This is a genomic window from Halohasta litorea, from assembly GCF_024494645.1.
GTDB lineage: Archaea > Halobacteriota > Halobacteria > Halobacteriales > Haloferacaceae > Halohasta > Halohasta litorea.
This window is the reverse complement of the sequence record NZ_JANHDJ010000013.1, coordinates 1-12,326: the sequence shown is the minus strand read 5'-3', so window position 1 is coordinate 12,326 and position 12,326 is coordinate 1. Positions and strand designations below refer to the sequence as shown.

The 12,326-nt window shown below is 54.1% G+C and carries 11 protein-coding genes and 2 pseudogenes; 5 read left to right on the top strand and 8 right to left on the bottom strand.

What is annotated here, in order from left to right:
* The first annotated feature begins 23 nt into the window (after window positions 1–23).
* Both NO877_RS18550 and cyoE read left to right on the top strand, forming a co-directional pair.
* Window positions 24–404, top strand: coding sequence for a hypothetical protein (locus NO877_RS18550; RefSeq protein WP_256397793.1), 381 nt, complete (start codon window positions 24–26; stop codon window positions 402–404).
* Window positions 405–466: 62 nt separating this feature from the next.
* Window positions 467–1,876, top strand: coding sequence for a heme o synthase (gene cyoE / locus NO877_RS18545; protein ID WP_256397792.1), 1,410 nt, complete (start codon window positions 467–469; stop codon window positions 1,874–1,876).
* 72 nt (window positions 1,877–1,948) lie between these two features.
* Here the strand turns inward: cyoE and NO877_RS18540 are convergent, their stop codons facing one another.
* The 7 genes from NO877_RS18540 to NO877_RS18510 all read right to left on the bottom strand — a co-directional run bounded on the left by NO877_RS18540 (window position 1,949) and on the right by NO877_RS18510 (window position 8,796).
* Window positions 1,949–3,184: an RNA-guided endonuclease InsQ/TnpB family protein gene (locus tag NO877_RS18540; protein ID WP_256397791.1), complete on the bottom strand. Its 1,236-nt coding sequence runs from the start codon at window positions 3,182–3,184 to the stop codon at window positions 1,949–1,951.
* Window positions 3,181–3,570: an IS200/IS605 family transposase gene (gene tnpA / locus NO877_RS18535; protein ID WP_256397790.1), complete on the bottom strand. Its 390-nt coding sequence runs from the start codon at window positions 3,568–3,570 to the stop codon at window positions 3,181–3,183. Before tnpA ends, NO877_RS18540 begins: the two co-directional genes overlap by 4 nt.
* Before the next feature lie 142 nt (window positions 3,571–3,712).
* On the bottom strand, window positions 3,713–4,777 hold the full coding sequence (locus NO877_RS18530) for a DUF7350 domain-containing protein (protein ID WP_256397789.1): 1,065 nt from the start codon (window positions 4,775–4,777) through the stop codon (window positions 3,713–3,715).
* 69 nt (window positions 4,778–4,846) lie between these two features.
* Window positions 4,847–6,268, bottom strand: a complete 1,422-nt coding sequence (locus NO877_RS18525; RefSeq protein WP_379827679.1) for a hypothetical protein — start codon at window positions 6,266–6,268, stop codon at window positions 4,847–4,849.
* A 70-nt stretch (window positions 6,269–6,338) separates the two neighbouring features.
* The gene (locus NO877_RS18520) at window positions 6,339–6,605 is read right to left on the bottom strand and encodes a DNA-binding protein (RefSeq protein WP_256397787.1); all 267 of its coding nucleotides are present in this window, start codon (window positions 6,603–6,605) and stop codon (window positions 6,339–6,341) included.
* Window positions 6,606–6,687: 82 nt separating this feature from the next.
* Complete coding sequence (locus NO877_RS18515; protein WP_256397786.1) at window positions 6,688–7,428, bottom strand: CPBP family intramembrane glutamic endopeptidase; 741 nt, start codon at window positions 7,426–7,428, stop codon at window positions 6,688–6,690.
* Window positions 7,429–7,521: 93 nt separating this feature from the next.
* Window positions 7,522–8,796, bottom strand: a complete 1,275-nt coding sequence (locus tag NO877_RS18510; protein ID WP_256397785.1) for a DUF7405 family protein — start codon at window positions 8,794–8,796, stop codon at window positions 7,522–7,524.
* 170 nt (window positions 8,797–8,966) lie between these two features.
* Between NO877_RS18510 and NO877_RS18505 the strand changes: the two genes are divergently transcribed.
* The 3 genes and pseudogenes from NO877_RS18505 to NO877_RS18495 all read left to right on the top strand — a co-directional run.
* The gene (locus NO877_RS18505; RefSeq protein ID WP_256397784.1) at window positions 8,967–11,408 is read left to right on the top strand and encodes a heavy metal translocating P-type ATPase; all 2,442 of its coding nucleotides are present in this window, start codon (window positions 8,967–8,969) and stop codon (window positions 11,406–11,408) included.
* An 8-nt stretch (window positions 11,409–11,416) separates the two neighbouring features.
* Complete coding sequence (locus NO877_RS18500; protein ID WP_256397783.1) at window positions 11,417–11,698, top strand: DUF7996 family protein; 282 nt, start codon at window positions 11,417–11,419, stop codon at window positions 11,696–11,698.
* A gap of 206 nt (window positions 11,699–11,904) precedes the next feature.
* A pseudogene (locus NO877_RS18495) lies at window positions 11,905–12,198 on the top strand (cation efflux transmembrane domain-containing protein); the annotation flags it as partial.
* Between the two features lie 33 nt (window positions 12,199–12,231).
* Here the strand turns inward: NO877_RS18495 and NO877_RS18490 are convergent.
* Window positions 12,232–12,326, bottom strand: a pseudogene (locus tag NO877_RS18490) (IS5/IS1182 family transposase); the annotation flags it as partial.

The window sequence follows — 12,326 nt, the reverse complement described above, 5'->3', positions numbered from 1 at the left end:
CTCTGCGCTGTCGACAACACTACATGTCATTCGCCATCGTCCATTTTATTGTAGGATTTGTGAGTATTCTGGCGGTCCTGTGGCTACTGTCAGTCACTCGCTTCCGTCTTACAGGAGCGTATTTCGGTGGGATCTGGGCACTGCTACCTGATGCTGAGAAAATCTTTGATGGGAGCTTTGGAGAACTGGTTAGCGATGTTCACCACAGTTCAGTTGCTGATCTCTTCTTCTTTCACAATACGCTTGATCAGGAGTCGTTCCGTGCTGCGAATATCGAGTTGACATTCCTAGCCCTTTCAGTGCTTGGCATTGCTTTACTGTTGTTCGACTGGCGATTCGGTCGACGGTCCCCATCAGTGTCGGTGTTTGAATCGTCAGTCGATACTGATGATAATCACGGGTAACTGTGAATTTCTCTTCAACGAGGGCGTCGGGATTAAGTGTTTGTCGACCGAATTTGTAGGTAGTGACATCGTGGTCCACTAATCGCTTTCCTGGACTCCTTGCAGCGACAGCAATTGGAGTATACTTGCTACTCTTACTCGGCGCGACAACCGCATTGACAGATACAACTATATGCAATGCTTGGCCCCTCTGTGGAAGCGGGTGGACCCTCCCGACATCGGTCACGGGCTATCTCGTAGTTGGACACCGCCTCGCAGCGATGTTTGTTGGACTACTTGGTACAGTCACCGTTATCGCCAGCTGGCACAGCAGGATTGATCAGCGAGTGCGTACAGCACTGGCTATCTCAGGAATCCTCTATGTCATTCAAGCCGGGATCGGTGCCGTCGTAGCAATGAATGGCGAGTCGACGTATCTCTCTTCGATACACCTGCTCGTGGGGATGATGATTTTCGCCGGAGTCATCGCCGCGCTCGCATGGACACTTGAGATAGAAACGGGTGATCCATCGGACGTTCCATCGACAGCAACGTCGTCTCCAGATCATGAACTGCCTTCAGAAACGGAGCGTAACGTAACGATGCCGACCAATTCGGTTACGCGGGCAAAGATGACTGCTTTCGCCTATATTAGATTGATGAAACCACGGCTAATGTGGTTGCTCTGTCTCGTCGCGTTCGCAGCAATGGCGCTCGCTGGAACCACTGGTCCAGGAGTAAGCTGGGAGATCGTCCTAGCGACACTCGGTGGAGGTGTCCTCTCTATTGGTGCTAGTGGCACGTTCAACCACGTCCTTGAGCGTGATGTCGACCGTCGAATGGCCCGAACAAGTGACCGGCCGCTCGCTACCGACCTCGTGCCCGTACGTAATGCCATTGCATTCGGGTGTCTGCTGACGGTTGCCTCGCTTGGGTTGTTCGCTTGGGTTAACCTCCTCGCGGCTGCCTTCGGTCTCGCAGCTATCGTGTTTTATAGTATCGTCTATACGCTCATTCTGAAACCGAACACAGTCCAAAATACTGTTCTCGGGGGCTTCGCGGGGGCACTCCCAGCGTTCATTGGCTGGGTCGCCGTCACTGGAGAGATCGGATTCGGAGGGTTGGCACTCGCAACAGTCATCTTCCTTTGGACGCCCGCACACTTCTACAACCTGGCACTTGCTTACAAGGACGACTACGAACGAGGAGGATTCCCTATGTTACCAGTCGTCCGCGGAGAGACGGCCACCCGCCGTCATATTCTCTGGTATCTTGGAGCGACATTCCTCGCTACGGCTGTCCTTGCAGTCGTTGATGCACTGGGTGCAACATATGTTCTCGGCAGCGTAGCCCTAGGTGCTGTGTTTCTGTGGGCAGTCATCCGACTCCATTATGAGCAGACAGAATCTGCAGCATTCCGTGCGTTCCACGCCTCAAACGCCTACCTCGGAACTCTTCTGATCGCCATCATCATCGATACACTCGCGTTCTGATTGACCTCCTCCCGCGCCTAAAGTCGTGGGAATCCCACCATGGGATTTCAGGCCGAGCGCGGCCCTAAGGTTTCAAGACGCATACGTTCCAAGCGTCTCTTGCTGGGTGTCAGCATCGGCTTGGCTGTCTTGTAGGACGGTCAAACGTCCCCCTTCCTCAACCGAGTCATCGCCACTCGTGTATTCTCTTGAGTGACTCTCTCCGCTGAGGTAGCGGTCTGCAATATTGAGCGCGGCGTTAACGTCTGCTTGGTACTCCGAAACCCAACACTCCAAGTTAGAACACTTGAACGTCGCCTGCTTCGGACGGTAGCCCTGCTCACCGCAACAGTGGCACGTCTTCGAGGTGTACGCGGGATTCACTGTCTCCACACGAATCCCTTTCTCAGCCGCTTTGTAGCGAATCTGGGCGTGCATCTTGGCGAATCCCCATCCGTGGAGGCGGCGGTTCATGAACGCGCCGTAGTCCATGTTCTCACGGATATGCGTCAAGTCTTCCAGAACCAGCACGGGGTTCTCGAATTGGTCGGCGTAGGCGACGACCTCCGATGTGACCGTGTGGAGGATGTGGTCGATGTGTCGCCACAACTCGTCGCTGTAGGACTCTACTATACGTTCACTTCCGCGTTTCTGAAGGCGTCGAGTCGCCGTGAAATACGTCTCACGGAGTTGTCGGACTCGCTTGCCTTCGTCGTTCCAGAGGTTGGGTGCAGTCGGGGAGCCGCGCTTGTCACGGTGACACACCGTTAACAAAGAGGCTTCCCCGATGTCTACCCCAATCGGCGTTTCCGCCGAACTGGTTTCTCCTTCCTCCACGTCTCGCGTAGCGACGATGTGGAAGTACCACTCACCGTCGCGGTTGAACAGCCGACATTCACCCATCTTCGCGTCTCCCGCGTGCAACGCTTCCAACCACTCCCGTTGTTCGGGGTTCGATCGTGCGGGCAACCAGAGGTGGTAGTCGTCGTGGTGCGGGATTTTGACGTACCACTCAATTGCGTTCTGTGGTTTGTGGTCGAGCTTCGGGCCTTCGTTCGTGAACCGAACAGGGTGGTCGTCGTGAAGCTCTTTCGCGTCGTAGCTTCCGCCACAGAGTTGCGGGACGTACTTCTTGAGCGCGTTCTTAGCGTAGCCGCTCAGGTCGTAGTTGACCACTACGTCGTTGGCCGCTGACTGTGTGGTGCAGTTGGCGTTGAACGCGGCTTCAAGCGCGTCTTGGTACGCTTGTTTCGTCTCACAGAGTTTGCGGTGCTTGTGGGCGTTCGGCTCCACAAGCTTGAGTTCCAGCGTCTCGGTGAGTTCGGTCACTGTTCGTCCTCCTCGTGGCGCTGGATGTATTTCTCGACAGTCTCGCTCGAAACGTGTCCCGCTGTTCCTGCGTAGTAGCCGCGTGCCCACTTGATTTTCTCGCCGTCGTGGTCGGCGTAGCGGTGGTTATATTTCCGCGAACAGATGCCTTTGAACCAGTTGGCGAGAAGCGAGGGGGCGTGTTTCGGCGGACTACTTACGAACAGGTGGATGTGGTCGGGTTGGACGGTGAGGTCAATAATCTCCAACCCTTTCTCGTCGGCTATTTCGTGGAGGATGTCTCGTACACGGGTTGCAACGTCACCGACGAGTACCGATTGACGGTACTTCAGTATCCACACTATGTGGTAGTTGAGGTTGTACGTTGCGTGCCGTGTGGTCTTCATCCGTACTACACACTATGTTTCTGTGGTATCCTAAAACTACCGTACACGGTGGGAAATCCAGCCGTGCCATCGTCGGTGGAAGTGCACGCTATTGTCCGCTTGACCCGCGCCTGAAGACGCGGGTATGCGCTCGCACTATGTATCAGACGGTGACTTCGATAGGAGGCATATCGAAGAACGCCGTTTCATACCCGTCATGACGCGACATCTGCGGTGGGGCGTCGACACTAACTGTTACTGTATCACCAGACTGAAGCTGCCCGACAGTTCCTCCATAGTGATCGCTGAATACTGGATCAAGGGTCTCAGTGAGTATATCATCGAATACGGTACTCCCGCCGCGTACCACTGTGGCGGACAGAGACATAAGTGGCAACATGATACGATTATACGGGGTTCGCGGTGAGACAGCGAGATACGATCGGTCACCAAACCGACTCGCGTTCTCTATATATGAGATGACAAACGTAGCATCGCCCGAACTAGCCGCTCCAATTATCTCTCCAGGAAGCTCTGATTCCATTGGTGTTCTGCCAGCAGGCATCTCTTCCATCGTCGGTTCGACAGCACCACGTTCACCGGATTTTGTTCCGAGTCGCCGGAGGTCAAGATTGTAGGTGTTGGTCGTGTCGAATTCGAAATCGATCTCTGTCTCCATCGAGTTCTCGAATCGGGATTCGAATGATCCGGTTCGGCGTGCTTGTACTGGTCCGACGCTCAAACGTGCGGTATACTGTCCTTCATCGGGGAGGCTGAAGTTGTCGCCGTAATGGAAGCCCATGGTCTGAGAAAGCATCGGCCACAGTGATCGCTGTGTTACCGATTCACCGTCATTGAGGACTTCAAGCGAGATATCTGCCGGGAGAACGGTTTGGGACTCTGTATCCCAAAGGGAAGCCATGAGATGAAGTGAATCATCAGAGTTGACGACGACTCGCTGTTTATTTGATCCAGTTACCGTCCAAAACCGATGCGGATACGAAAACATCAGTGCGAACGTGACCCCTTCAGCTGGCACCTCTTTCATCCCGTACATTCCCATCTCTTCGACAATTGCTGGGTAATAGACCGCATCTGGACGATTCGATGGCAGTGGAGGATCGCGCCACGCAGACTGCGTCTGGAATCCAAGGGTATCGAGACACCCTGCGAGGGTTGCACTGGCTACAATACTACCACCCGCTCGGATAGCGTCTCGCCGTTTCATATACTGAGTTATAGGACGATTAGATTAGGACTTCTGATTCAACCAAAGAGAGACGCATAGATTTGTTCACTACTGGAGGAAGGGTGGAATAGCACTCGGCAAAGAGATAATCCAGAGACTAATCACGGTGTATCCGATCATAACGAAAACAAATGGATACTGGCTGCGGATTGCGACCAGTCGACTTGCAAATATCTTATACGAAACGGCATGTGCTGCCCCGATTGCCAAGAGGTGTCCAACCAAGATAGAGGCAATCGATAATCCACCAAACCAACCTGGGAGAGTGAGAACAATCGGGTTTGCAAGCGGCGTGAACGGTGACTGGAGGGCCATCACGAGTGCAGGACTCAACGAAATAAACAATCCTGCATAGTGGGCAAAGTGATATCCTGCCGCAATTGCCAGTAGTGATGGAGCGAAGCTCCGTCGAAGTGTTTCTGTAGAGACATACGTTCCAACCCACTGCCGAGAGAGGTTCGCTGCGTACCAATATGCCGCAAAGAACACGAGGAAGCCGACCACGAAAAGAACGGTATAGACGACTGTTGCTTGCACTGTAGTGGGTATGAGTTCCACAGGGACGATTCCAACAAGAGTGGAAACGGTGCCAGCACCAGCACTCGTCGTGATGAAGCCGCTGAAGGTGAGTTCCCAAATAAGGGCGATGACAAATGCTATGTCTGATGTGTCTGAGAGTATCTCAGCATCCGTTAACTCACTGCCAGGGAGCTTCACCTGTATCGTACCATTATGGCGTTGTATGGGAGCCACAGCTCCGTACAACCGGAAGAGAACAGCCAACGGGTCCCCATTCTCAAACCACGGGTCGACGCCGAAGACGACTGCACCTGCAAGGGTTACCACTGAATACCCAACAATAGCCGTTGCGAGGACGGTTGGAACCGTACTGACGGGAAATATGACTTCGATCCAGACTAACGTTAGGAGCCCGAAGACCGCAGGCCACCGTTTAATCTTCGATGGATACGTCCGGAACCCGGTAGGGAGCACAAGAGCGATTGTCCGCCACGGATTGAGTATCGGCCACACGTTTCCAATGAGATAGGCGACCATTGGAAGTGCCGCCCGCCCGCCTGCAAACGTCACGAGGATAGCGAAACTCGCGTTCGGGAGTTGCGGTCCCATATATCCAACATATATTGTGAGAATGAGAATTACAACTCCGACTGCTCGACCCACCTTCGTAACCACTCCTTCCCAGCGGTCGACCGGCAGTAATGGACGATTCCATTCATGCATCTTGCGGATGAATATCCGATCCGTGACGAAACTCGCAAGCAGTGCAGAGGCACCAACAGTCGCTCCTCCAGTCCCGAGATAGAGCCATTGTGGGATGGCGAGTTCATCACGCGATCCACCAGACAGTGTCAGACCGTTCGCCGCAGACACAGTGTCGACGAAGAACGCGATCACAACGGTCCAGATAACGAACTGGATTCCGAGGCGAAGCGGTCGACGGAGTCGCATCTGTTCGAGTTTTGTTGTTGAGTGATCGGCACTCGATTTGGTCTCCGATTCATCGACCGGCAGATCTGTATTATGCGAAGATGGCATACATTAGTAGAAGTCCGAAATACAGGATGACTAGCATTCCAAGGGCTTTGAGACGGAAGGTCCGAAGTTCGTCTGCTTCGTCGGCGAGTTCGGATTTGAACGCCTCCTTCTCGGAAGCACTGATCACGCCGTAGTGTGCCAACCCCTTGTGGAGGGTGAGGCGATCCTGTGCTGCAAACGGTCGACCACAATAGTCACAGGTAGTGGCTGGTGCTTGTTTCGGTGGGACCTCTGTACTGATGTAATCCATTACTATCGCTACCTTATCTCGGAAGATAGCAGGTGGTCGTTTGAAGGTGTTATGAAATTCTTAGACCGAGGGGTTGTCCTCATTAAAGAAGGCCGATCTCGCCCAGATACAGCCCTGCAAACAGTGTCGCATTGTAGCTGCCGTGAATCACTGCCGGAACAACGATGTTGTCGGTCTTGATATACAGATATCCCAGCAGGACACCGAGAACTCCCGCCAGCAACGCATACGAGAGCTGGGCTCCGAACCCACCGGTTACTGCGGGAACATGAGACAATCCGAACAGGACTGTTGCCGCGATAATCGCGAGCCACTGTCCCCACGACTCGCTAAGTCGACCCTGCACGGCTCCCCGAAACAACAGCTCCTCGCCTGGACCGACAAACAGCAGTGAGACCGGTATCATAGCCAAATAGTAGAGTGGATGGCCGACGCCAGTCAGCACTGCCTGATTGGCACCCGGCGCGACGTTTGCCAACTGGAGGAGTTGGTTAATGGCGTACTGGCTACCCAACAGGACGACCGTTCCGCCGATGATGAGCCCAATGGTACGACGACTGGGGACCGCGAGCCTCACAAGCCGATCGGTGTCGATGGCTCGTAAATAGAAGGCAACGATACCTATCACCGTCCCATACTGAATTATCGTCCGGGCAATCTTGGCCATGTTGCCGTCGGCCGCAGAGCCAACAACCGCAGCCGTCAGTGGATCAGTGATTGCCACGACGATCCCTGCAATTAGATAGCTTCCGGCGAGTACGAGCACGGCCTCACCGACGTGCTGGAGTCGAGTATCCGTGGTCGGTGCTGCTGATTCCGCCATTATTGTCTGTTCCTACTGTCGGTCGACTGTTAGGCGCACCGATTTGCAGACACCGCAGGCCGGAGATGTATCCCTCAGTAGACCGCTGTGTTGTTATCGTGGTGGGTTTGGGACTGGGAGCGATCTGTACTGGCGAGGTGGGATGAGATAATTGCCCCGGCGTTTAACGGTCAAATACTGGAGAATACCGTTATTCGTTCGGGTTCCAACTGCGGAGTTCTCTGCGACATCGGTTCCATTCATTGCTTGTTTCGTGTCGACGAAGTCAGCAATCGATTCCTGGAGCGAAACGAAGTGGACACCTGCCGCATCTCCATCGGTCGTGTCGAAGTCCCGCCGGAGAATAACGGGTCTCTCACCGTCTTCGGCACGCGCAACTTTCTGTGCATGACCGACCATTCCCGACGTACGGGCATCCTCCTCCGTGTGTGCAGGACACGACCCAAGCTGGCTATCGTTCCCGAGGTTGTCTCCAGGACCCTCAACGGCGTCTTGTTCTGCATGAGCTGGACAAAACATTTTACCGACCCGTTGGGAACGACTGTCCTGATCATACCACTGGTCGAGATGAAGACGGATTCGGGAGATATGTTGTGTCGTTCCGTCTGCAAACGGACCGTCCTGAATTGTCACACGCTCTTCGGGTGCCTGATTCTTTTCGAATCCAGATTTGAATCCCATAAACAGCGGTGCGTCTTCAGAAACGGGCTCATCATCAGGTATCCCTTGGACATCCTGATTTTCCGCAGGGAGGCCGTCTCCAATAAATCCGGTTCGTCGATCCCGAACCGCAAACACCTCACCCAAATCGGTGACATCGACCTCGTTTACCGTCTCGCGGTTGCCTTTGAGTGCCTCCTCAGCTGCAAGCACAACCTGAGCGTAGTCACTCGCGAGATGCACGACGGCATCCGGGTCATCAGGAGTTGGATCTTCGAACGGTGCAAGTGCCTCTGGGGTCGGTAGGTCGACGCCTCCTGGACCCGAATCGAACGCACGCTCGAAATAGTAGGGAGAGTATCCAACCGTGAATAACAGACCGTGAGACCCACGTTGATAGGCACGTTCGAGAGAGGTAAACGCCGCTTCGACAGTTTCGCGTTCACTCTCGGTCGGTGTGTCTCCTGTGTAGTCTACATACAGGAGAACGTGGTGGCGTGGCTGTTTGACGTTTCCATGGTCATCACGCTCAAGAAATTGGTTCCAAGCATGTTGCCGGGGAGGCAGTGATGAGGGATCGTCAGTTCCTCGCGGGAGATCTGGCGTCTCGGTACGTTCGAGACAAGCAGACAATGCACTTGTCCCGCCGATGGCTACGGCTACTCGCATAAAGTCCCGTTTCGAAAGCCACCGCTGGGAGTCACTCATTGTTCCGTCGTTGGGGTTGGTTCTGAAAATAGGTTCTGGTCAGTGCAGTGAGCATCAGCACCGTAGCTCGACAAGTTATTAACTCAATTCGATTTTAATAATAAGGACTACCAAGAGATGGCCGATATATAGCAGTCGATTTAATAAATTCTCGTCTCTACTCTCCGATAATGAGCGACCAAGCAGATTCACCACCACCAGATATCGAGGACACATCGAACGAATCGATTAACGGACACGATCACTCGCACGACCACAATCACGATCATCCTGATGGACACAAGGACACCCAGTCACAGACCGAGGTAAACGGACACAGCGTTACCTTCGACGTCCCTGAGATGGACTGCCCTTCGTGTGCGGGGAAAGTTGAAAAAAGCATACAGTCCGTTGACGGCATAGAGTCGTTCGATACACGTCCAACATCAGGAACGGTTGTTGTCGCATACGATAGCTCCCGTAGTGACTCCAGTTCATTCGTCCATGCCATCGAGAGTGCTGGCTACGAAGTCACTGGCTCCTCGGCAGCGGATGATCTCGACTCACCGACTGAGGGAGACACTGACGACCGGTCGAGTGTCTGGCGGAGCCTCCGAGCAAAGAAGACCGCGGTGAGCGGTGTGTTTCTGGGCCTTGGTCTCCTTGTTGAGTGGGCACTAACAGGCCTCAACGGTGAGGTTGCGAACGTGCTTGGCGTGATATTTTCGCTCTCTGAGGTGTTTTTCCTTGCAGGAATCGGTTTCGGCGGACAAGAGATCCTCCGAAACGGCTACTACTCGGCTCGAAACCGCAACCTCGACATCGATTTCCTGATGAGTGTCGCAATTATCAGTGCCATCGTTGCAAGCCTTCTCTCGCCTGCAACAAGTCTCTATTTCGAGGCTGCGACACTGGCGTTCCTCTTTAGCATCTCTGAGCTACTCGAACGGTATTCGATGGACCGGACGCGGAACTCACTCCGGGAACTCATGGATCTCTCGCCAGATGAGGCGACCGTGAAACGGGACGGTGAGGAGGTCACGATTCCAGTCGACGAGGTATCGGTCGGCGACATCGTTGTCGTCCGGCCCGGGGAGAAGATTCCGATGGACGGCGAGGTCCGGGAGGGCGAAACCGCTGTTAACGAAGCCCCCATCACTGGCGAATCGGTTCCGATTGACAAAATTCCAGGCGACGAGGTGTTTGCTGGGACGATCAACGAAACGGGCTATCTCGAAATCGAAGTCACCTCGGAAGCGGGAGACAACACGCTGTCTCGGATCGTCGACCTCGTGGAAGATGCCCAGTCGAACAAGACCGAACGCGAACAGTTCGTCGAGCGATTCGCTGACATCTATACGCCGTTAATGGTCGCTGTTGCGATTCTCGTCGCAGTTGTTCCACCACTGGTCTTCAGTGCGAATTGGACCCAGTGGTTCGTCTACGGGATCACGATGCTCGTGCTCGCCTGCCCCTGTGCGTTCGTCATTTCAACACCCGTCTCTGTCGTCTCAGGGATCACAAGCGCTGCCAAAAACGGCGTGCTCATCAAGGGTGGAAATTACCTTGAGGCGATGGGTGATGTCGAGGCGATTGCCGTCGACAAGACTGGAACACTGACGAAGGGTGAGCTGACGGTCACCGACATCATCCCGCTGAATGGTCACAGTGAGGAGGATGTCCTCCAGTGCGCTCGCGGGCTTGAAACGCGAAGTGAACATCCTATCGGTGAAGCGATCGTCGCCCATGCCGAGGGGAAAAACGTTCCCAGTCGTGAGGTGACCGACTTCGAGAGCCGAACCGGGAAGGGAGTGCAGGCGACCCTAGACGGAGTCCCACACTATGCGGGTAAGCTTGGGTTCTTCGAGGATCTCGGGTTCGATCTCGAACACGCCCATGTCGTTGGTCCGGAAAACGAACTCAGCAGTGAGGTTCGTGAGTTGTGTGATCGTCAGGGCTGTTTAAACCTCGTCGAAGATACCGTTCCACGGTTAGAAAACGAGGGGAAGACGGTTGTCCTCGTTGGAACCGAAGACGAAGTCGAGGGGATCATCGCTGTTGCTGATGATATCCGTCCTGATGCAAAACAGACCGTCGACCGGCTGCAGGATCTCGGCGTGGAAGTCGTGATGCTCACCGGCGACAACAAACGGACTGCCCGAGCTATCGCCGACGAGGTCGGTGTCGAGGATTTCCGGGCAGAGCTCCTCCCGGAAGACAAGGTCAATGCTGTCGAGGAACTCCTTGAATCGTATGACGGTGTGGCAATGGTTGGAGATGGGATAAACGATGCCCCGGCACTTGCCACCGCGACAGTCGGCATTGCGATGGGTGCTGCCGGAACAGATACGGCTCTGGAGACTGCCGATATTGCCCTCATGGGAGACGACCTCTCCAAACTGCCGTACCTCTATGAGCTGTCACACGATGCAAATAGTGTCATTCGACAGAATATCTGGGCCAGTCTCGGCGTCAAAGCCCTGCTCGCGGTTGGAGTTCCGCTCGGATACGTAAGCGTCGCACTCGCGGTATTGATCGGCGATGCAGGAATGACTGTTGGTGTGACAGGCAACGCAATGCGGCTCTCACGTATCCGACCGAACCGCTCCCAAGAAAACGATATCGAAGGTTGACAACACAAATGAACGAGCTATTCACCGGGAAACGGCGATATGCGATGCTGTTAGTAGTAGTGTTTGCCCTCACAGGGATTGTAGAGAACTACCTCGTCTCGATAGGATACGGAACGCTCGCAACAGGGGTCTTCATAATCGGATATGGCCACGTTGTCATCGGCGCGTGGTATGTCTGGTTACGTCCGATTGAATTCACGGGTGCCGTTGGAGATGCAGGAAATATCTGGGATTCCGATGATGACTCGGATGACCAGTCGGAGAAGACACCGACATCAACTGAAGAGTAGGGGCCGGAGTCTGTTGTGATTCGAAGGGACAACTATGGTGAGTAGGCAGTCACGTCACTACAGATCGTTATACCCAGCCACCGATTTTGAGATCGGCATTCGCAATTTTTAATAACAAGTGCTTCAAATTTTATTAAAAATAACATAATATTTGGCTATATATAGCATTTGATTTAATAAGACAAGAACGGTAACTGGAGGATACAATGAGCAATCACGAGCCTGATCACGGTCAGGACAGCTCACAAGACGATCACAGTCACGAGCATAGCACATCCTCGACCAGTAGTCGAACACTGGCTGCAGTCTCTGGTATCAACTTACTGGGATTCCTCGCCGAACTGGCTGGGGGCCTCCTCTTCGGGTCAGTGGCACTGCTCAGCGACGCTTTTCATATGCTATTCGACGCACTCGCCTATGTGATGGCCTTCGGGGCTGCACACATTGCTGAGCGGTATGGGGAGGGTGAGCGGTGGTCCTACGGTCTCCATCGTCTCGAACGGCTGTGTTGAATCGCCATACAGCGTAGGATTTCACTGTTTGACGAAGCGTTTGATGTTATAGACGGCACACATCAGCGCGATTTCGCGGAACTCACGGAACCAGGAACGCGCTCGCACGGCGAAGC

Excerpts from the sequence above, each read along its gene's own strand:
- NO877_RS18550 (WP_256397793.1), top strand. The coding sequence starts at position 24 with ATGTCATTCGCCATCGTCCATTTTATTGTAGGATTTGTGAGTATTCTG.
- tnpA (WP_256397790.1), bottom strand. The coding sequence starts at position 3,570 with ATGAAGACCACACGGCACGCAACGTACAACCTCAACTACCACATAGTG.
- NO877_RS18530 (WP_256397789.1), bottom strand. The coding sequence starts at position 4,777 with ATGAAACGGCGAGACGCTATCCGAGCGGGTGGTAGTATTGTAGCCAGT.
- NO877_RS18525 (WP_379827679.1), bottom strand. The coding sequence starts at position 6,268 with ATGCGACTCCGTCGACCGCTTCGCCTCGGAATCCAGTTCGTTATCTGG.
- NO877_RS18520 (WP_256397787.1), bottom strand. The coding sequence starts at position 6,605 with ATGGATTACATCAGTACAGAGGTCCCACCGAAACAAGCACCAGCCACT.
- NO877_RS18515 (WP_256397786.1), bottom strand. The coding sequence starts at position 7,428 with ATGGCGGAATCAGCAGCACCGACCACGGATACTCGACTCCAGCACGTC.
- NO877_RS18510 (WP_256397785.1), bottom strand. The coding sequence starts at position 8,796 with ATGAGTGACTCCCAGCGGTGGCTTTCGAAACGGGACTTTATGCGAGTA.
- NO877_RS18505 (WP_256397784.1), top strand. The coding sequence starts at position 8,967 with ATGAGCGACCAAGCAGATTCACCACCACCAGATATCGAGGACACATCG.
- NO877_RS18500 (WP_256397783.1), top strand. The coding sequence starts at position 11,417 with ATGAACGAGCTATTCACCGGGAAACGGCGATATGCGATGCTGTTAGTA.